Origin of the sequence: Anoxybacillus sp. P3H1B, assembly GCF_001560855.1 — a bacterium.
In the GTDB taxonomy this organism is placed as follows: domain Bacteria; phylum Bacillota; class Bacilli; order Bacillales; family Anoxybacillaceae; genus Anoxybacteroides; species Anoxybacteroides rupiense.
The window spans coordinates 91,587-111,636 of sequence record NZ_LPUG01000012.1; the positions used below are offsets into that span (position 1 = coordinate 91,587).

Below are 20,050 nucleotides of genomic sequence, written 5' to 3' on the forward strand. Positions count from 1 at the left end.
AAGCATGGGGAGGAAAAAACATGAAGGAAATAACAGCAAAAGAAGTGGAGCAACGGCTTAAAGGCGGGCATCGCCTGCATATTATTGATGTTCGCGAAACAGAAGAGGTAGCAGCGGGGGCCATTCCAGGCGCACTGAATATTCCGCTCGGACTTCTTGAGTTTCGGATGAACGAGTTATCAAAAGATCGAGAATACGTGATCGTTTGCCGTTCAGGAGGAAGAAGTGCAAAAGCTGTACAATTGTTAGAACGCTATGGATATAAGGCAGCAAACATGACAGGTGGCATGCTGGCATGGGAGGGGCCTGTCAAGCAATGGGAGGAGAGCAGATGATTCATGTAAACATGACGGTTGATGCGAAAGGACTATCATGTCCAATGCCGATTGTAAAAAGCAAAAAGGCCATCAACGAATTACAGCCGGGTCAAGTATTAGAGATTCAAGCTACAGATAAAGGTTCTAAAGCTGATATTAAAGCGTGGGCAGAAAGCACAGGACACCAGTATATTGGAACGATGGAAGAGGGGAACGTGCTAAAACATTATATTCGTAAGGCAGGTGAAAATGAGGAAAAAGAGCAACCACAATTTCCTCATATTATTTCGAACGAAGAGTTGCTTGCACGGTTAAATGAAGCGAACACGACTGTTTTAGATGTTCGGGAACAGGCAGAATATGCATTTGGACATATTCCTGGTGCGCTTTCGCTTCCGCTTGGAGAATTGGAGCAAAAAATGGACCAAATATCAAAAGAGAGCCATGTGTATGTGATCTGTCGAACAGGAAACCGCAGCGATCTAGCGGCGCAGAAGCTGATGGAATATGGATTTTTACATGTATGGAATGTAATTCCTGGCATGTCGCAGTGGACAGGACCGTTAGAGAAGGAACAGATGTAAGCGAGAGGGATTTGGGGGATTTCATCATACGATAAGGGAGGATTTTGGTTATGAAGCAAATGACTGTAAAAGAATTAACAAGTAAAGTGTTAAAGAAGGAGCACGTCTTTATCTTTGATGTTCGCAACGAAAGTGACTTTAAGGATTGGAAAATTGAAGGGAAAAATTTTGCGTATTTAAACGTTCCTTATTTTGAATTAATAGACGGGATCGAAGCAGTAGTGGATCGCATTCCAAAAGATCAGGAAGTCATCGTGGTTTGCGCGAAAGGTGGTTCATCTGAGTTTGTAGCAGAACAGCTTGAGGAGGCTGGATTCCAAAATGTCTTTACACTTGTCGATGGGATGCAAGCATGGAGCGAGCATTTGCATAAAGCGATGGTATATGAAGATGAAAACATGAAGGTGTATCAATTTATTCGAGTCGGTAAAGGTTGTTTGTCATATATGGTTATTTCTGGAAAAGAAGCTTTAGTTGTCGATCCTTCTCGTTTTATTGATGTGTACGAGGATGTAGCGAGGGAAGAAGGAGTGAATATTACCCATATTGTCGATTCACATTTGCATGCCGATCACATTTCTGGAGGTAGAGAGCTAGCAGAGCGGACAGGGGCGAAATACTATTTAATGAAAAGCGAAGGAGCGGTCTATCATTTTGAACCGTTAGAAATGCACGACACGATTGATTTTGAACAGGTTCAATTAGAAGTGCTGGCGGTGAAAACACCGGGACATACTCCAGGGAGTGTTTCGTTTTTTGTCAATCATAAGCTGCTCTTTTCAGGAGATACGATTTTCGTAGGCGGATTGGGACGACCGGATTTAGGAGGAAAAGCCGCGGAATGGGCGCTTGATTTATATGATACGGTTTACGAAAAAGTAGCGGCTATTGCGGATGATGTTGTGGTGTTGCCAGGCCATTATGCGAGTTTGGATGATGAGATGAATGGTGCCGGCTTTGTAGGAGATACACTTGGGAATATTCGTGCCCGCAATGAGATGATGCAGAATCAATCAAAAGAAGAGTTTGTGGAAATGGTAGTACAAAACGCCAATAATGAAACACCGCCAAACTTCGAGGAAATTGTAGCCATTAATCGTGGTTTAAAGGAAGCGGATGCTGAACAACAGCAAGAACTTGAGATCGGACCTAATCGCTGCGCGCTACACCATACACATTAAGCGGTAAAAACGCATGGGGGTACGCATAAAGTACCCTTTCTTTCTTTGATAAAGGGGGATTTATCAAGTGGACATTACGCTTAATTTTATTATTGTTATTTTTCTCATTGGCTTTATCGGTTCTTTTATTTCAGGAATGGTGGGGATCGGCGGTTCGATTATTAAGTATCCAATGCTGCTTTACCTTCCGCCGCTTTTTGGGTTGGCCGCGTTCAGCGCTCATGAAGTATCTGGAGTAAGTGCGGTGCAGGTGTTTTTTGCCACCATTGGCGGTGTATGGGCCTATCGAAAAGGTGGTTATTTAAATAAAAAGCTTATTCTATATATGGGTGTTAGCATTTTAATTGGCAGCTTTATTGGTGGATACGGCTCAAAATTTATGACAGGCGCAAGCATTAATCTTGTTTATGGAGTGCTTGCAGCGCTTGCTGCAATGATGATGTTTATTCCTAAAAAAGGAATTGATGATGTTCCGCTAGATCAGGTTACTTTTCATCAATGGCTTGCAGCGGGTCTTGCATTGATGGTTGGAATCGGGTCAGGCATTGTAGGGGCAGCTGGTGCGTTTTTGCTAGTTCCCATTATGCTTGTTGTGCTCAAGATTCCAACAAGAATGACGATCGCTTCTTCGTTGGCGATTACTTTTATTTCTTCGATTGGATCCACATTTGGTAAAATTGTGACAGGACAAGTTGACTTTATCCCGGCGCTGATTATGGTTATAGCAAGTATAATCGCCTCTCCGCTGGGGGCAAAAGCAGGGCAAAAGATGAATACAAAAGCGCTTCAAATCATTTTAGCGGTTTTAATTTTAGGAACAGCTATTAAAATTTGGGGAGAAATTTTGTAAAAAAGGCAGTTGGATAAGGTGGATGCTTTGAAGCGTAAATGACAACAGCTTGCCGTATTAACAATTAAAAGGATTTTCCCTTTATAACGGGACAATGAGATTGCCTCTTTGTTCATTTTTTATAAAATGGATAAATATCCATTTTATTTCTTTTTTTATATTTTTTATATTAATTATTATTTGATATTTATGATAAAAAGTAAAATATTTTTATTTAACCACTTGCTTATTTATCTCGAATTTAAATATTATTAAATTAAAATAAATCAAAGGAGTCTTCATTCATGAGATCTACGATTCATCCGAAAGTAGAGATTGGCCATGTTCATTTACGTGTCGCAAAGCTCGATCGCTCCATTCATTTCTATACGAAATGGATAGGGCTTCAACTATTAGAGCAGAAAGGAAACTTAGCGGTGCTAACAGCTGACGGGATCACGCGGCTTATTGTATTGGAGGAAAGCAGCGATACAGTAAGGAAACCGCCGCGAACGACGGGCTTATATCATTTTGCCATTTTAGTTCCCGATCGTTCTACCCTAGCACGTGTGCTGCTTCATTTGCTGAAGGTAGGTTATCCGCTGCAAGGCGCATCAGATCATCAATTCAGCGAGGCGGTGTATTTGGCTGATCCAGATGGAAATGGCATTGAAATTTATGCTGATAGGCCAAGAGAGCAATGGGAAAAAGCAGAAAACGGCGAATACAAAGGGGTGACCGAGTCACTTGATGTAGAGGGATTGCTAGCAGAGGCAGATCACGCTCCTTGGACAGGATTGCCGCCAAAAACGAAAATGGGTCATATTCATTTACATGTTGCCCATATGCATGAAGCAGAACAATTTTATCACCAAGGTTTAGGATTTGATATTACAATTCGCATGGACAATCATGCATTATTCGTTTCAGCTGGAGGGTACCATCACCATATTGGATTGAATACATGGATAGGTGTAGGAGCTCCGAAACCGCCGGAAAACGCGCTTGGTTTGCGCTTGTTTTCTATCGTTTTTCCGCATGAAAAGGAGCTTGAAAAGGCGATTGAAAGCTTGAAAGCAATAGGGGCTAAAGTTGAATGGACAGGAACAGAAGCAGTAACAGTCGATCCGTTTGGAAATCGAATTCAATTAAGAGTCCAGAAAGCATGATGTTGAAAATAGGAATAAAAAAGCAGAGGCTACCTGCTTTTTTATTTTGTTAAGGCGTTCGGGTTGAAAAATTGCTATAAGAAAGCCGTTTTAATGAACCGAAAGAATCATCGAAACGGTTAGTGAATATCGGAAAACCAGCATGGATTTATTGATAGAGCCTCCCTTACTTTGTGGAAACGAATTTTCATTGAACCGAAATAAAAAAATATAATTGACAATGATAATCTTTATCAAATAGAATGATTATTGATAATGATTATCATTCGTTTTTAGAAAAGGAGATTGTCATGATGAAGGTAATCATGGTGTATACAAGCATGACAGGAAATACAGAGGAAATAGCAAATGCCATCTTAGAAGGAATTCAAGAAGAGGGAATAGAAGTGGAGGTAAAAGAGGTGCTGGATGCGAGCGCAGATGAGCTGGAAGCGTATGATGGCATTTTATTGGGAGCATATACATGGGGAGATGGAGAGCTGCCGGACGATTTTCTTGATTTTTATGATGAAATGGATTCCATTCATTTATCAGGAAAAAAAGCAGCTGTATTTGGCTCGTGTGATTCCGGCTATGAAAAATACGGAGCCGCGGTTGATATTTTAGTGGAAAAATTACAGGAATTAGGGGCAGCTGTTGTGCTGGAAGGATTAAAGATTGAATTGGCACCGACTAGTGAAGAAAGGGAGAGTTGCAAACAGTTTGGCAAGCAATTTGTCCAAAAAATGCTAACTGAGCCAAGTACATATTGACAGTCTATAGCCAATCGACTATTATAAGGGTGTAAGCATATAGGAAAAATGCGCGTAAAAGGGGAGTAGCTTTTACAGCAAAGTCGTCAGTTCAGGGTGGCATATACCCTCGGCTTTGTTGGCAACGGTGATGTTGTTAGCAAGACCTTTACCGAACGATGGTAAAGGTCTGTTTTGATAGAAGGCCTTTACCATAACGGTAAAGGTCTTTTTTCATTACATGAAGAAAGGAGGAAGAGAATGAGAAAAGCCTGGAAAAAAGCGAGATTGCTTTTTCACACTTATCGCTTGATCCCATTTTTAGTTGGATTTTTTTGTTCTCATGAAATACCGCTTTCTAAAAAGATGACATATGTGCTGATCATATTTGCCTACTTTGTTTTTCCGTTTGATCTGCTCCCTGATTGGTTAGGTATTTTTGGTATTTTTGATGATGTGGCAATTTTTATGTGGATTTTGCAGAAAATGATAGAAGCATCGCCACATCACTTAAAGCGTAAATACGGAGTGTAATGGAAGGAGGAAATGCTAAATGGAGTTATTTTCAATGGAGTTTTGGTCCGCTCTTTTATCTATTATCATTATCGACTTAGTATTAGCTGGAGATAATGCGATTGTAATCGGGCTGGCGGCACGCAATTTGCCAAAACAGCAACAAAAGCAAACGATTCTATGGGGGACGGTTGGAGCGATTGTCATTCGCGCCGTGGCAACCCTGGCTGTTGTATGGTTATTAAAAATTCCAGGTTTGCTGCTAGTCGGTGGAGTTTTACTCATCTGGATTGCCTATAAGCTATTGGTGGAAGAAAAAGGGCATGAAGTGCAGGCAGGGAAAAGCATGTGGGAGGCGATTCGAACCATTATTATCGCTGATGCGTTAATGGGTTTAGACAACGTATTAGCAGTAGCAGGAGCTGCGCATGGTAGCTTTTTATTAGTCGTTTTGGGATTGCTCATTTCGGTTCCAGTCGTTGTGTGGGGCAGTACCCTTATTTTGAAATGGGTGGAGCGTTTTCCAATCATTATTACAATCGGTGGTGCCATTCTTGCGTGGACCGCTTCAAAGATGATTGTTGATGAGCCGTTTTTAAAAGGATACTTTGCTAATCCTGTGATTAAATATGGTTTTGAGCTGCTTGTCGTTGCTGGAGTCGTTTGCGCTGGCATGATCAAAAAGGGAAAAGAAAATAATAAAGGGGAAGCTAAAGCCGCCAATCAATGATTGGCGGCTTTAGACTGTTGCCGAAACGCTTTTATCCGGCAGGGAGGCTTTATTTGTCTATTCGTGAACGCCTTGGTTTGATTTGTGTTTGCGTTCGGCTGTGTTTCTTGTCTGCCAAGCGTTTTTCAGTCCTTCTGATGCAGAAATAGAAATGACGGGATGTTTAATGGATTTTGTTTGCCGGCTCATCGGCCATGAATGATTGGCGGATGCTTTGTTAGAGCTCATCGAAGCCATTATCGACATTCACTTTTGTATATTGTCGCGATTTTTGTTCAAAAAAGTCGGATTTGCCTAGATCTACTTCTTCATAGGCTTTAATCCAGCGGAGCGGATTTGTCCGATAGCCTTCAAATGGACGCTCGAAGCCAAGCTGGTGGCAGCGGACATTCGCATAAAATTTAATGTAATCATGTAAATCCTCAAGATGAATGCCTTCAATATCATGGCCGATCATGAAGCTCGCCCATTCGATTTCTAATTCGGCCGCTTGAATAAAGGTTTGCTGAACAAATGCCGCTAAGTCATCTGTCCGATATTCTGGATATTCGCGCAGAACCTCTTGGAATATTTTTGCGAATAAGTCGACATGGATATGTTCATCGCGATTAATATAATTAATCATAGTGCTTGTGGCCACCATTTTTTGATTGCGTGCCAAGTTATAAAAGAAAGCAAAGCCGGAATAGAAGAATAAGCCTTCTAAAATGACATCATAGACAATGGATTTTAATAAATTTTCTACATTTGGCTGCTCGGCAAATTCTTTATATCCGTTTGTGACAAAATCGTTTCTTTTCCGCAATATAGGCTCATTTCGCCAAAATTCAAATACCTCATCTTGCTTTTGTTTTGGAACGAGGCTAGAAAGTACGTAAGAATAAGAATGATTATGAATGACCTCCTGTTGAGCCAGCATGATCATCAGCGCGTTGATGCTTGAGTCGGTAATGTAATCAGCAACCTTTCCTGCATAATCTGTTTGGATGCTGTCAAGTAAGGCTAGCAGGCCGATAATTTTTAAAAAAGCATCCTGTTCACGTGCGGTTAATAATGGAAATTGCTTGACATCTTGGGACATATTAATTTCAAATGGTGTCCAAAAATTGGCGAGCATTCGTTTATATTTAGCATATGCCCAAGGATAGGCAATATCGTCCCAATTGAGCACATTCGAGCATCGTCCGTTGATGATTCGCGTGGAACGGTTGGGCGCTTCAGGGTCCATAATGATTCGTTTCGTTAAAGCAGATGTCATCATAACTCCTCCTTATATTAACTTGCGCATGATTCACATTCTTCAATGTTGCTTGATGTTGAACGAACATAATAGGTTGTTTTTAAACCGGATTTCCAAGCGGCAAGATGAAGGGCTAATAAATCCTTTGCTTTAATGGTGTTCATTACGTAAAAATTGAATGAGATGGATTGGTCAATATGGCGCTGTCGCATCGCGTTTTGTTGAATGCTCCAATACTGGTCAATATGATAGGCTGATTTATAGTACCAAGTTGTTTTTTCGTTTAAGTCTGGCGCTGTAACTGGAATCTTATAATCTTTTTTTTCTTCGGCATACATCTTCAAAAAGATCGGATCAATGCTGGCGGTACTGCCGGCAATAATCGATGTCGAAGCATTGGGAGCAATCGCCATCACATAGCCGTTGCGCATTCCATGTTTAGCTACGTTTTCTTTCAGATGAATCCATTTGGAAGTGTTGTAGCCACGTTTATCGAAATAGGCCCCTGTCTGCCAATCAGATCCAGAAAACGCTGGGTAACTGCCTTTTTCTTGAGCAAGCTCCATGCTTGCTTGAATAGTGAGATAAGCAATTTGTTCATAAAGCTCGTCCGCATAATAAACGGCCTCTTCTGATTCCCAGCGAATGCCTTTTAAAGCGAGCAAATGATGCCATCCAAATGTGCCTAGTCCGACAGCCCGATATTTTTGATTTGTCAACTGTGCCTGCAAAACAGGGATTTGGTTTAAGTCAATCACGTTATCAAGCATGCGCATTTGAATAGGGACGAGCCGTTCAAGCACATCGTCCATAACGGCTTTAGCTAAATTGATCGATGATAGGTTGCAGACGACAAAATCGCCAGGGATTTTTTCAATGATGATTTTCCCATCTTTTACATATTGTTTTTCCATCACGGTCGGGCTTTGATTTTGGGCAATTTCAGTGCAAAGGTTGCTACAATAAATCATGCCGAGATGTGAGTTCGGATTTTTTCGATTCACTTCATCGCGATAAAACATAAATGGTGTGCCTGATTCTAGCTGGCTGCGCATAATGCTTTTCATAATTTCAATAGCTGGAACTCTCTCTTTTGAAAGGCGCTTTTCTTGAACGCATTCCCAATATTTTTGACGAAAACTGCCGTCCCCTTTTTCTTCATCATAAAAGTCTTCTAGACTGAATCCCATGATTTGTCGTATTTCGTGTGGATCAAATAAATACCAATCTCCGCGTTTTTCTACTTGCTCCATAAATAAATCAGGGATGCAAACGCCTGTGAATAAATCGTGTGTCCTCATCCGTTCATCGCCATTGTTTAATTTGGCATCTAAAAAAGCAAAAATATCTTTATGCCACACGTCTAAGTAGACAGAGATGGCTCCTTTTCTTTGGCCAAGCTGATCGACGCTGACAGCGGTGTTATTCAATTGCTTCATCCATGGAATCACGCCGGATGAAATCCCTTTAAATCCTTTAATATCGCTGCCGCGGCTGCGAATCTTTCCGAGATAGACGCCAATGCCGCCCCCTGCCTTGGAAAGGTTAGCAATATCGGTATTGCTGTCGTAAATACCTTGCAGGCTGTCATCAATCGTATCGATAAAGCAGCTTGATAGCTGACCATAGTTTTTTCCTGCATTGGCTAAAGTCGGAGTGGCAACCGTCATATATAAATTGCTTAATGCCCAGTATGCTTCTCGGATAAAGGCAAGTCGCTGCGTTTTTGGCTCTTTGGCCATCAATGTCATCGCGATGATGAGAAAGCGCTCTTGCGGCAGTTCATATAAATTTCTTTCATAATCACGGGCAAGATAGCGATCTGCAAGCGTGCGGAGACCGATATAGGTAAATAGCTTGTCTTTTTCTGGATTGATGATCGCTCCAATCTCTTTAATTTCTTCTTTTTCATAATCATCAAGCAAAGAATGGTTGTAAACTCCCTTGGAAACGAGAGAAGCGACCAGCTCGTAAAAATCACCGTAGCGTTCTTTTGGATGATAACCGCGATTTTGAGCTGCTTCGTGATAAAGCTTCTGTAAATAAATGCGGGCGCAAACAAAGGTCCAGTCTGGTTCTGCTTCGCTAATATATGAAAGTCCCTCAAGAATGCAATCATTTGCCATTTGTTCGAAGGACGCAGTGTCTTTGTTTTGAATCATGCGAAGCACACGCTTGATATATTCGGATGTGTCTAGATGAGGAAATTCATTTGTAAGATCATGAATCCAGGCAATCAATTCTTCTTGAGAAACGGTTTGAAAAGTAAACGTCATTATCGGCTCCTCCTCTTTCCAATAAAAAAATCCACTCCGGATTGAGTGGATGAAACGATAGTATAAAAAGGAATAAAACTTCCCTTCTTAAACCATCGCTTCATCTTCTCCCTCCCCGAAGAATGTGAAACGAAACAAGCAAGGCAGGTCTCCTGACTTGTGCTTCTTCCTACTTTGGATCCTTCCCGTATACGCGCCGTATAAGCTTTCGTATACAGTGGAGCTTCCATTTCGTCCGCACATACAGTTGCGGGGGCAGTTCTGGATTTACACCAGATTCCCTATTAAGTCCTAAGGGACACCTTTACTTGTGGTTTGTTCTACTATATATAGTTTTTGTTTTTATTCTTCGATACAATATATTGTGTTTGTTAGTTGCACTGGTATCATCATATAATAAATCAATGGAAAATTCAACTATAATATTTCTGAAGTGGAAAAATAAAAAACGCGCTCGATCGGCGCGTTTATTTTTGAAGTGGGAGAAATTTAATAAGCAGCGAGCGAATCAGTAAACCGGTGAGCACACCAGGAATAACTGAGAGCATTGGCAGCCAAATTGGTCCAAAAAAAATGCCGAAGATGGTAACGCGGGAAGAGTACATCAGTCCAACTGTGACAAAATAAGCTGAAAAAACGAATGGAAGAAAAGCGTAAGGAGAGCGACCACCGTCAGCATCTTTATAAGCATCCCACATTGCAAAAAAATACAAACACGGATAAAACATAAGCCATTGAAAATCAATGACTTGGGTTGCTTCGATTGTTTTTCCCAAAAAGCTCAGGCGAATGGCTTCATTAAATCGGGATTGAGAGTTTACAATAAATTCTAATAAAATAAAGATGGTTCCTTTGAAATACTTTTGATTCAAAAGCTGTCCGAATCCTGGTAAAGCAATACTCCATAACAACCGTTCAATTGCTTTCACGTTTTCTTAACCCTTTACTAATGGATTTTATTTGTTGATCATCGACTATATCCTATATCGCCTCGTATATAGAAAAAGAGCCCTGCCTTATTTTTATCATTTCCGCTTTTTACAGTTTATATAATTACATTTTATTGAAAATATACATTTTGTTCCTATTGAGATCGGGAATTTGAAAATGGTGCATGTTAGGTGTGTAATTTGACATGTTATGTCTAGTTTTGTTCATGTTAAGAAAATATTTGGGTAACTTTTCAGAATAGTTAGTATAATCGCTGTGAGTAGAGTATAATTTTTTAGTGCAAAGGGGGAGAGGATTTTGAAAGCGGTTAAATCAATCGTGATTTGGGGATTGATTTCGATCATTGGAGCCATTGGCTTTGCGGTATTGGCTCTGCACCGCGGCGAAACGATTAATGCGATTTGGCTCATTGTGGCAGCGGTGTGTGTATATGCAGTGGCTTATCGTTTTTATAGCAAATTTATTGCGCAGAAAGTATTTGAGCTGGATGATAATCGCAAAACACCAGCTGAAGTGATGAATGATGGAAAAGACTATGTGCCGACGAATAAATGGGTGTTATTCGGACATCATTTTGCTGCTATTGCAGGAGCTGGCCCGCTTGTTGGCCCTATTTTGGCATCACAGATGGGATATTTGCCGGGCACGCTTTGGATTGTAGTCGGTGTGGTACTAGCAGGTGCGGTACAGGATTTTGTCATTTTGTTTGCTTCAATGCGCCGCAACGGAAAGTCACTTGGTGAAATGATTAAAGAAGAAATGGGCTCCTTCACAGGGCTTGTTGCTATGCTTGGGATTTTAGGTATCATGATTATTTTATTAGCCGTGTTAGCGTTGGTGGTTGTGAAAGCGCTTGTAGGAAGCCCGTGGGGAATGTTTACCATTGCGGCAACGATTCCGATTGCGATTTTTATGGGAATTTACATGCGCTATCTGCGGCCAGGCCGCGTAGGGGAAGCTTCATTGATCGGTTTTGTTCTGCTGATTGTTTCCCTTATTGCGGGACAGCATGTGGCTGAACATCCGACATTAGCCAATATGTTTACATTTAAAGGGGAGACAATTGCTCTTTTAATGATTGCTTATGGATTTGTGGCTTCGGCGTTGCCTGTATGGCTATTGCTAGCGCCGCGCGATTATTTAAGCACTTTTCTTAAAATCGGAACGATCGTTGGTCTAGCGCTTGGTATTCTTGTTGTTGCACCTGATTTGCAAATGCCTGCTGTGACCAAATTCGTGGATGGAACAGGACCTGTATTTTCAGGAAATTTATTCCCATTTTTATTTATCACCATTGCGTGCGGAGCTGTTTCTGGATTCCATGCTCTTGTTTCTTCCGGAACGACGCCAAAAATGATCGAACTCGAAAGTCATGCCCGCCCAATCGGATATGGGGCGATGCTTATGGAGTCGTTTGTAGCGGTAATGGCTCTTGTCGCAGCATGCGTGCTAACACCAGGGGTTTATTTTGCGATTAATAGTCCAGCAGCTGCTATTGGCACAGATGTAGTCCAGGCTGCCCAAACGGTTTCATCTTGGGGATTTGTCGTTACCCCAGACGCATTGACAGAGTTGGCCAAAGATGTAGGGGAGCAAACGATTTTATCGCGTACAGGCGGTGCACCGACTTTGGCTATTGGGATGGCAGTGATCCTTTCAAAAGTGATTGGTGGAAAAGCATTTATGGCTTTTTGGTACCATTTTGCGATTTTATTTGAAGCGCTATTTATTTTAACGACGATTGATGCGGGAACGCGTGTTGGCCGCTTCATGATTCAAGATATTATCGGACATTTTTATAAACCATTTGCTAAAACCGATTCATTGCCGGCCAATATTATTGCAACGGCTTTATGTGTACTCGGATGGGGATATTTCCTCTATCAAGGAGTCATTGATCCGCTTGGCGGAATCAATACATTATGGCCGCTGTTTGGTATTGCCAACCAAATGCTTGCTGGTATCGCCCTTTTATTAGGAACGACTCTTTTATTTAAGATGGGGAAAAAGGCATACGCATGGGTAACGTTAGTGCCAACAGTGTGGCTATTAGTTGTAACGATGACAGCTGGATTTCAAAAATTGTTCCATCCGGATGCTAAAATTGGATTTTTATCACATGCGAAAGTATTCAGAAATGCGCTAAACGAAGGCAATATTTTAGCACCAGCGACGACAGAAGCGCAAATGCGGCAAATTATTATGAATGATTATGTAGATGCAGCGTTATGCGGCATTTTTATGCTCGTCGTTTTAGCTGTGCTCATTTCGTCGATTAACATTTGGATTAAAGTATTGAATAATAAAGCAACACCTCTTAAAGAAGCTCCTTATATTCCACGGGATGATGGAAATGGGGTTAAGCATTATGCGTAAGCTTCTAGCAAATATGATCAAATATCGGCGGCAATTTTTCGATTTGCTTGTTGGGGTGCCGAATTATGAACGTTATGTTGAACATATGAAAACGCATCACCCGGGAGAACCGATTAAGTCGCGAAAGGAGTTTTTTTGCGAGGCACAAGATGCAAGATATAACGCCAAAGGTGGAAAAGTATCTCGGTGTTGCTGAAAAAAGGGGGATTCTGATCTCCCTTTTCTCTTTCTTTGCTGTTTAGAAATGCCAGAGAACATGATAGGATTTTTTTATGGAGCCTTTATTTTGTTTTATCGGTGAAGGATTGTCGGTTTAGGGACGTTTCATCCAATCTGCTAAGGAGGAATCAAAGATGCGTATATTAGTAGTGGGGGCTGGAGCAGTCGGCGGTTATTTTGGCGGTCGTCTGCTGGAAAAAGGAGTAGATGTCACGTTTCTTGTTCGCGAAAAAAGAAAACAGCAATTAGAAAAACGAGGGCTTGTCATTCGCAGTGTCCATGGTGACGCACAGCTAACTCCCAAGCTGCTTGTTGCCGCAGAGGAAGCAGTACCGTTTGATGTTGTCATTTTTTCTAACAAAGCGTATCATTTGCCTGAAGCCATTCGCGATGTCAAGCCATATGTAGGAGAAGGAACGCTTATTTTACCGCTATTAAATGGTATTGCGCACATGGACTTGCTTTGGCAGGAGTTTGGAAAAGAGAACGTATTGGGAGGACTTTGTTTTATTGAAACAACCCTTGCAGAAGATGGAACGATTATTCAATCAAGTCCTACTCACACTGTCAAGTTCGGTGAATGGTCAGGTGAGATTACCCAACGGGTGAAAAGACTTGATGATCTGTTTTCATCATGCAATGCACGATTTGAGTTGAGTGAACAAATTGTCACTGATATGTGGCACAAATATTTATTTATTGCAGCGATGTCTGGTGTGACGACATTATTCCGTGTTCCGATGGGTCTGGTGTGCTCAGGAGAATACGGGCAAGAAATTCTTTTAGCTTTATTGAAAGAAATCGGAGCCATTATGAGAGCGCACGGGGCCCCAATTGAAGACGGCATTGAGGAAAAACAATGGGCGCAAATGAATAGCATGCCGCCGCAAATGAAATCTTCCATGCAGCGCGATATGGAAAAAGGGCAAATGGTCGAAGTCGATCATTTGCAAGGATATTTGCTTCAACTAGCGAAGCAGCATCAAATCACTACCCCGTTGCTTAAAGCTGTGTATCATCATTTAAAGTTATATGAGCGGCAAAGAGGATAGATTGAGAAGGGACGATGTTTGATTTGCTTGATATGGATAGCTTCAAATGGAAAAAATGGACAGAAGCGAGAAGCAAGAACGTTTCAGTGGACGGAATGAATAATTGAAAAGGGAGCAGTCGAAAGCAGCTAGTTGTTCGCCGCTTGGTTGCGTTTTGGTGCGGCGGAGGCAAGTTCACCGACTTGTCTCCGCCCATGTTTTTTACAGGCTTTAAGTTATGAATGGTGGGATTATTTGCTTTTCGGTTTATCATCGGCAAGTATTCCTTTGTTTGATGATGGCTGTTACTTCCTGTGAAAAATCCTGGTATCCGATGGCGCTACGAAAAAGGCTATTGTCCGTCTTGAGTATGCTTATGATTGGGGATCATTCAGGAGCGTTTTTACTTTTTTCTCAAAGTGTATTGTATCTCGATAGCGGATCATGTAACTTAATAATTAGGATATTGCATGTCGATGAATAGAGGAGGTACTACTTTGAATAAAGCATGGTGGAAAGAAGGGGTTGTGTATCAAATTTATCCGCGAAGCTTTATGGATTCCAATGGAGATGGAATCGGGGATCTTCGCGGCATTCTTTCAAAGCTTGATTATTTGCACGATCTTGGAATCGATATCATATGGATTTGTCCGATTTATCCATCGCCAAATGCCGACAATGGATATGATATAAGTGATTATTATGCCATTGCTGAAGAGTTTGGAGATATGAACGATTTTGACGAACTGTTGCAGCAAGCGCATAACCGCGGCATGAAAGTCATTTTAGATTTGGTGATTAATCACACAAGCGATGAACATCCGTGGTTTGTAGAGTCACGTTCTGCAAAAGATAGCCCGAAACGCGATTGGTATATTTGGCGCGATGGTAAAAATGGAAAAGAGCCGAATAACTGGGAAAGTATTTTTGGCGGATCGGCTTGGGAATATGATCCGTTGACAAAACAGTATTACTTGCATGTTTTCGCGGCGAAGCAGCCTGATTTAAATTGGGAAAATGATGAGGTGCGCCGCGCGTTGTATGAAATGATTAAGTGGTGGCTGAATAAAGGGATTGACGGTTTTCGTGTTGATGCGATTTCTCATATTAAGAAAAAGCCTGGGCTGCCAGACTTGCCGAATCCCAAGGGGTTGGATTACGTTCCTTCCTTTGCGGGCCATATGAATCAAGAAGGCATTATGGAATATTTAAAAGAGTTGAAAATGCAAACGTTTGCGCAATACGATATTATGACTGTCGGAGAAGCGAATGGCGTAAAGGTGGAGCAGGCGGGGGAATGGGTAGGAGAAAAAGAAGGCATTTTTAATATGATCTTTCAATTTGAACATCTGGGATTATGGGAGAAAACCATCAATCATCAAGTGGATGTCCGCCAATTGAAGCGTGTGTTGACGAAATGGCAAAAAGGGCTTGAAAATGGCGGCTGGAATGCTTTGTTCCTTGAAAATCACGATCAGCCTCGCTCTGTTTCAACATGGGGAAACGATAAGGAATATCTTAACGAAAGTGCCAAGGCGCTGGGGGCGCTCTACTTTTTCATGCAAGGAACTCCGTTCATTTATCAAGGACAAGAAATCGGGATGACCAATGTCCGTTTTCAATCGATTGATGAATATCGTGATATTGCGATTAAAAACCTTTATCGGATCGAGCGGGAAAAGGGACGTTCACATGAAGAAATCATGCCGTCGATTTGGCAAAAAGGACGCGATAATTCCCGCACGCCGATGCAATGGTCTGACGAGCTTCATGCCGGCTTTACTACAGGAACGCCATGGTTAGGAGTCAATGAAAACTATAAAACGATCAATGTAAAAAGGCAGCAAAACGATCCTCATTCGGTTTTTCACTTTTATAAAAAAATGATTCGTCTGCGCAAGGAACATGAAGTATTGGTTTACGGCGCGTATGATCTAATTTTAGAAAATGATCAAGCGATTTACGCTTATACGCGGACACTTGGGCATGAACAAGCGGTTGTGATTGTCAATTTGAGCGCTAAATCGGTTCTTTATCGCTATGATGCCATCAAACTATCTTCAGACCATTTAGCGCTGCAAAACTATGAGGTCAAGCCGCATAAAAACGCGACCCGTTTTAAGCTGCGGCCGTACGAAGCGCGTGTTTATATAAATCAAATTTAGCATTTAGATCATACGCAATGATCTATCGTTTGATGAGTCAACATTTGCTCAAAGTGGGCGGTTGATCATCGATTTCAGTCCGTCCAACCGAACAGCACCGCTTTCAGACGAACGAAATTCTCTGGAAGCGGTTGGTTGTTCATCGCTTGCATTTATGTTTGATATAGAAAATGGAATTGATAGCTGATTGGAAAGAAGAAGCGCTATTTTTTCAATGGTCAATAACAGATCTATGGAGAAGTCTCCCATCTCTAAACAAAGGGGAGGGGGGAAGATCTATACTTTATAGATACGGTGTATTTTTTGTTAGTAACAAACAAAGGATTTACTTAGTGATAGAGCGAATGGTTAAGTGGGAGGGATGAAGAAATGAATGATATTCGCTATCCGATTGGAAAATTTGAAAAGCCAGCTTTGTTTCAAGAAGAGAAGATAAAGGGATGGATCGCTGATATTCGTCAATTGCCAACAGCGATGCGTGAAGCTGTCAGTGGATTAAATGAAGAGCAGTTGAACACACCTTATCGTGAGGGGGGCTGGACGGTAGCGCAAGTGGTCCATCATATGGCGGATGCCAGCATGAATGCGTTTTTGCGCACAAAATGGACGCTTACCGAAGCGGCTCCTTCCATTAAACCATTTGATGAAAATGCTTGGGCCGAAACGGCCGATGCCCGTTCGGTGTCAGTCGAGCTTTCTTTGCGTTTGCTTGAAGGGGTTCATGGACGTTGGACACAGCTGCTTGAATCGTTGGCAACAGAAGATTTTCAAAAAACGTTCTATCATGAAGGGACCAAAACGAAAATCGATTTATATACATTTGTGGCTATGTATGCTTGGCATGGGAAGCATCATACTGCACATATTCAACAATTGCGCCAGAAAAAAGGATGGTGAAATGACGGACATCGTGCTTGATGTCCGTCATTTGCGTGAATGCACTTCGTAGATGGCAAATTTTAAATAATCGCCTTCATCGGCAGCAAGCAACTTCGGATGATCATAGCCGGCTCCGCTCCAATGGACTTGGCGCAAAATTTTTTTTGCATCAAACGCTGCTTCTTCCACCATCGCTTGAAACATATCAGCATGGACATGGTAGGAGCAGCTGGCTGTAACAAAAAATCCCCCATCCTTTACTAATTTTAAACCGTTTAAGTTAATGTCCTTATATCCGCCCAAGGCCTTTGGAACAGCGTGGGCCGATTTGGCGAATGCCGGAGGATCAACAATCACGACATCCCACTGCTTTCCTTCGTGAACGGCTTCTCGCAAATAATCGAACGCATTGGCGACAACGAAATCAACGTTCATAAAACCGTTTAGTGCTGCGTTTCGTTTCGCTGTCTCAATCGCGTGCTCGGAAATATCGACAGCGGTGACATGCTTTGCTCCGTATAAACAAGCATTGAGCATAAACGAGCCTGTATGGGTGAAACAATCCAAAACGGTTGTATCCGTGTCGATGAGCGGACGAATGGCGGCGCGGTTTTGCCGTTGGTCAAAGAAAAACCCTGTTTTTTGCCCGTTTTCAATATCAACGATGTATTTTACCCCGTTTTCTTCAATGATCACTTCTGTATCGCATGTGCCGTACCAAAATCCTTTTTCTTGCTCAAGTCCTTCTAACTCGCGGACATATACATCATTGCGCAAGTAAATCGCTTTTGGTTGAAATACTTCAAGCAAGCCTTTTAAAATCCAGTCTTTTCGCTTTTCCATTCCAAGGGAAAGAATTTGCACAACAAGTACATCTTCGTATTTATCAACAATAAGCCCCGGCAAAAAATCGGCTTCACCATAAATGGCGCGACAAGAACGGACACCCGGAATCATTCGTTCCCGATATGCCCATGCTTGACGAATCCTTTCCACGAAAAATGTTTCGTTCAATTCTTCGTCTGCATGGTGAGTTAAGACGCGCACAATCATTTGTGAGCGAGGATTAATAGATCCCTTTGCGAGAAAGTAACGCTGATGGTTATAGACGTTCACAAAATCGCCTGGTTCAAAATCACCTTCAATGTAGTCTACTTCACTTTGAAAAATCCAAGGATGGCCTTGCTCCAGCCGCTTTTTGCGCTTTCGCTTCAAAAAAACGTTTGCCACATTCTTCACTCCATTAAATTAAGTTATTTGCCTTCTCTATCATACAGAATTGACGATCAGGAAGCAATGATAGGAGGGGAGACTTGACAATCATATGAACAGTGATATGATAAATTTAAATAACTTTATATCCATGCTTTTAATCATCCACTAGGGGTGCCTTTAGATAGGCTGAGATCAAAGTGTGCCTTTGAGACCCTTAGAACCTGATCTGGATTATGCCAGCGTAGGGAAGTGGAAGTGGCGTACTCGCTTTATAAATGTTTGTAAACCACTTTCTTTGCGCTTGCGAAAGAAAGTGGTTTTTTATTGATTCAAGCATGGATGTGTTTCCAAATAAAGGAGGGATTGACATGTCATTTTCACAGTTATTGCGTCAAAAGGTAGACGCTATTTGGGAGGCAAGCTTTCATCATCCATTCGTCAAGGAGCTTGGTGAGGGAACGCTCAATCTGGCGTGCTTTCGCTATTATGTTTTGCAAGATTCCTATTATTTAAGCCATTTTGCTAGAGTACAAGCGCTTGGAGCTGCACGAGCGGTTGATTTGGCAACAACAGCGCGCATGGCGCATCATGCGCAAAATACTCAGCAAGCGGAACTATCTTTGCATGAGAAGTTTGCAAAGCAGCTCGGAATCACGGAGGAGGAAAAAGCTTCGTTCGTTCCGGCACCGACGGCTTACGCCTATACTTCTCATTTGTACAGGGCAGCGTATGAAGGTCATTTAGGCGATGTGATTGCTGCTATTTTACCATGCTATTGGCTTTATTACGAAATTGGTGAGAGATTAAAGCATTGTACGCCGCAGGAGCCGATTTATCAAGAATGGATTGCCGCTTATGGATCGGAATGGTTCCGTCAGTTAGTGGAAGAACAAATTCAGCGATTAGATACGGTAGCAGAAAACGTGTCGGAAGCGGATCGCAAGCGAATGGAACAGCATTTTATCATTAGCAGCCAATACGAATATTCATTTTGGGAAATGGCGTACCGTTTAGAAACATGGCCAATTCAAGGAAAGGAGAAAGTAAAGGATGCAGACAACCAAGGGATTGAAATTAGCTGATATTTTAATTACAATTGTCATTTCCATTGTATTTGGAATTGTGTATAAGCTATGGGGACCATTCTACTATTTTGTTAAGCCGTTTGGCTTCCATCTTGATCAACTCATTTATGGAATGTGGTTCATTGCCGCTACTGTTGCCTTTTTAATTATTCGCAAGCCTGGTATTGCCCTTTTGGCGGAAATTGCTGCTTCATCAAGCGAATTTGTGACCGGCTCTGAGTGGGGACTTGAAGTATTGATTTACGGTGTCGTACAAGGATTGTTTGCAGAGCTTGCTTTCGCTGCGTTCCGCTATAAGCGATTTGATGTGTTTGTTGTGTCGCTTGCGGCGATTGGCTCAACCATTGGTTCGTTAATTATGGACTATTATAAAGGATACATTGAAGCGCTGGCTCCATGGAATTTAACATTGTTCTTTGTTGCGCGGTTTGTTGGCGCGATTTTAATTTCCGGCGTGTTTGCTTCCTCTTTAGTGAAAGCACTTGAAGCCACTGGAGTGACGCAAATGGTTCGTTCCGCATCAAAAGAAGATTATGATCAGCTAGACCGTTAAAGGGTG

General features: G+C 41.9%; 20 protein-coding genes and 2 riboswitches. Of the genes, 15 read left to right on the forward strand and 5 right to left on the reverse strand.

All coding sequences use genetic code 11. The features are described from left to right. The first annotated feature begins 20 nt into the window (after window positions 1-20). The 5 genes from AT864_RS07775 (at window position 21) to AT864_RS07795 (ending at window position 4,080) form a co-directional block, all read left to right on the forward strand. Entirely contained in the window at window positions 21-335 is a 315-nt protein-coding gene (locus AT864_RS07775; protein WP_066147977.1) for a rhodanese-like domain-containing protein, read from the forward strand. Continuing rightward, entirely contained in the window at window positions 332-901 is a 570-nt protein-coding gene (locus AT864_RS07780) for a sulfurtransferase TusA family protein (RefSeq protein ID WP_066147980.1), read from the forward strand. Before AT864_RS07775 ends, AT864_RS07780 begins: the two co-directional genes overlap by 4 nt. Window positions 902-951: 50 nt before the next feature. Next, a complete protein-coding gene (locus AT864_RS07785; protein WP_082741657.1) occupies window positions 952-2,082 on the forward strand; it encodes an MBL fold metallo-hydrolase in 1,131 nt (376 codons plus the stop codon). 67 nt (window positions 2,083-2,149) lie between these two features. Further along, window positions 2,150-2,932, forward strand: coding sequence for a sulfite exporter TauE/SafE family protein (locus AT864_RS07790; protein WP_044745594.1), 783 nt, complete (start codon window positions 2,150-2,152; stop codon window positions 2,930-2,932). Window positions 2,933-3,216: 284 nt separating this feature from the next. Beyond that, window positions 3,217-4,080 carry a VOC family protein gene (locus AT864_RS07795; RefSeq protein ID WP_066147986.1) on the forward strand — a complete coding sequence of 288 codons (864 nt, stop codon included), beginning with the start codon at window positions 3,217-3,219 and terminating at the stop codon, window positions 4,078-4,080. Between the two features lie 262 nt (window positions 4,081-4,342). Here the strand turns inward: AT864_RS07795 and AT864_RS18670 are convergent, their stop codons facing one another. Then, window positions 4,343-4,402, reverse strand: coding sequence for a hypothetical protein (locus AT864_RS18670; protein WP_369815511.1), 60 nt, complete (start codon window positions 4,400-4,402; stop codon window positions 4,343-4,345). Here AT864_RS18670 and AT864_RS07800 point away from each other — a divergent pair. The 3 genes from AT864_RS07800 to AT864_RS07810 all read left to right on the forward strand — a co-directional run bounded on the left by AT864_RS07800 (window position 4,383) and on the right by AT864_RS07810 (window position 6,054). Further along, window positions 4,383-4,832, forward strand: coding sequence for a flavodoxin (locus tag AT864_RS07800; protein ID WP_369815512.1), 450 nt, complete (start codon window positions 4,383-4,385; stop codon window positions 4,830-4,832). The genes AT864_RS18670 and AT864_RS07800 overlap by 20 nt on opposite strands. Window positions 4,833-5,072: 240 nt before the next feature. Beyond that, on the forward strand, window positions 5,073-5,345 hold the full coding sequence (locus tag AT864_RS07805; RefSeq protein ID WP_066147989.1) for a YkvA family protein: 273 nt from the start codon (window positions 5,073-5,075) through the stop codon (window positions 5,343-5,345). Between the two features lie 19 nt (window positions 5,346-5,364). Continuing rightward, window positions 5,365-6,054: a TerC family protein gene (locus AT864_RS07810; RefSeq protein ID WP_066147992.1), complete on the forward strand. Its 690-nt coding sequence runs from the start codon at window positions 5,365-5,367 to the stop codon at window positions 6,052-6,054. 217 nt (window positions 6,055-6,271) lie between these two features. Here AT864_RS07810 and AT864_RS07820 read toward each other — a convergent pair whose 3' ends face one another. The 3 genes from AT864_RS07820 to AT864_RS07830 form a co-directional block, all read right to left on the reverse strand. Further along, window positions 6,272-7,312: a ribonucleotide-diphosphate reductase subunit beta gene (locus AT864_RS07820; RefSeq protein ID WP_044745600.1), complete on the reverse strand. Its 1,041-nt coding sequence runs from the start codon at window positions 7,310-7,312 to the stop codon at window positions 6,272-6,274. A 17-nt stretch (window positions 7,313-7,329) separates the two neighbouring features. Continuing rightward, the gene (locus tag AT864_RS07825; protein ID WP_066147997.1) at window positions 7,330-9,570 is read right to left on the reverse strand and encodes a ribonucleoside-diphosphate reductase subunit alpha; all 2,241 of its coding nucleotides are present in this window, start codon (window positions 9,568-9,570) and stop codon (window positions 7,330-7,332) included. A 124-nt stretch (window positions 9,571-9,694) separates the two neighbouring features. After that, window positions 9,695-9,891, reverse strand: a riboswitch (cobalamin riboswitch). 146 nt (window positions 9,892-10,037) lie between these two features. After that, window positions 10,038-10,499 carry a hypothetical protein gene (locus tag AT864_RS07830; RefSeq protein ID WP_044745602.1) on the reverse strand — a complete coding sequence of 154 codons (462 nt, stop codon included), beginning with the start codon at window positions 10,497-10,499 and terminating at the stop codon, window positions 10,038-10,040. Window positions 10,500-10,818: 319 nt separating this feature from the next. Between AT864_RS07830 and AT864_RS07835 the strand changes: the two genes are divergently transcribed. The 5 genes from AT864_RS07835 (at window position 10,819) to AT864_RS07855 (ending at window position 17,209) form a co-directional block, all read left to right on the forward strand. Beyond that, on the forward strand, window positions 10,819-12,897 hold the full coding sequence (locus AT864_RS07835) for a carbon starvation CstA family protein (RefSeq protein ID WP_066148000.1): 2,079 nt from the start codon (window positions 10,819-10,821) through the stop codon (window positions 12,895-12,897). After that, a complete protein-coding gene (locus tag AT864_RS07840) occupies window positions 12,890-13,093 on the forward strand; it encodes a YbdD/YjiX family protein (protein WP_044745604.1) in 204 nt (67 codons plus the stop codon). Before AT864_RS07835 ends, AT864_RS07840 begins: the two co-directional genes overlap by 8 nt. Before the next feature lie 157 nt (window positions 13,094-13,250). Next, window positions 13,251-14,168: a ketopantoate reductase family protein gene (locus AT864_RS07845; RefSeq protein WP_066148003.1), complete on the forward strand. Its 918-nt coding sequence runs from the start codon at window positions 13,251-13,253 to the stop codon at window positions 14,166-14,168. A 476-nt stretch (window positions 14,169-14,644) separates the two neighbouring features. Further along, window positions 14,645-16,312: an alpha-glucosidase gene (locus tag AT864_RS07850; RefSeq protein ID WP_066148006.1), complete on the forward strand. Its 1,668-nt coding sequence runs from the start codon at window positions 14,645-14,647 to the stop codon at window positions 16,310-16,312. A gap of 369 nt (window positions 16,313-16,681) precedes the next feature. Then, window positions 16,682-17,209, forward strand: a complete 528-nt coding sequence (locus AT864_RS07855) for a YfiT family bacillithiol transferase (protein ID WP_066148009.1) — start codon at window positions 16,682-16,684, stop codon at window positions 17,207-17,209. A gap of 27 nt (window positions 17,210-17,236) precedes the next feature. On the opposite strand, the gene AT864_RS07860 is transcribed toward AT864_RS07855, so the two are convergent. Beyond that, complete coding sequence (locus AT864_RS07860) at window positions 17,237-18,421, reverse strand: class I SAM-dependent rRNA methyltransferase (protein WP_066148012.1); 1,185 nt, start codon at window positions 18,419-18,421, stop codon at window positions 17,237-17,239. A 142-nt stretch (window positions 18,422-18,563) separates the two neighbouring features. Next, window positions 18,564-18,671: riboswitch (TPP riboswitch) on the forward strand. Between the two features lie 103 nt (window positions 18,672-18,774). Between AT864_RS07860 and tenA the strand changes: the two genes are divergently transcribed. Further along, entirely contained in the window at window positions 18,775-19,488 is a 714-nt protein-coding gene (gene tenA, locus AT864_RS07865; protein WP_066148015.1) for a thiaminase II, read from the forward strand. After that, a complete protein-coding gene (locus AT864_RS07870) occupies window positions 19,457-20,044 on the forward strand; it encodes an ECF transporter S component (RefSeq protein WP_044745759.1) in 588 nt (195 codons plus the stop codon). The genes tenA and AT864_RS07870 overlap by 32 nt, the downstream gene beginning before the upstream one ends. Window positions 20,045-20,050: the final 6 nt, after the last annotated feature.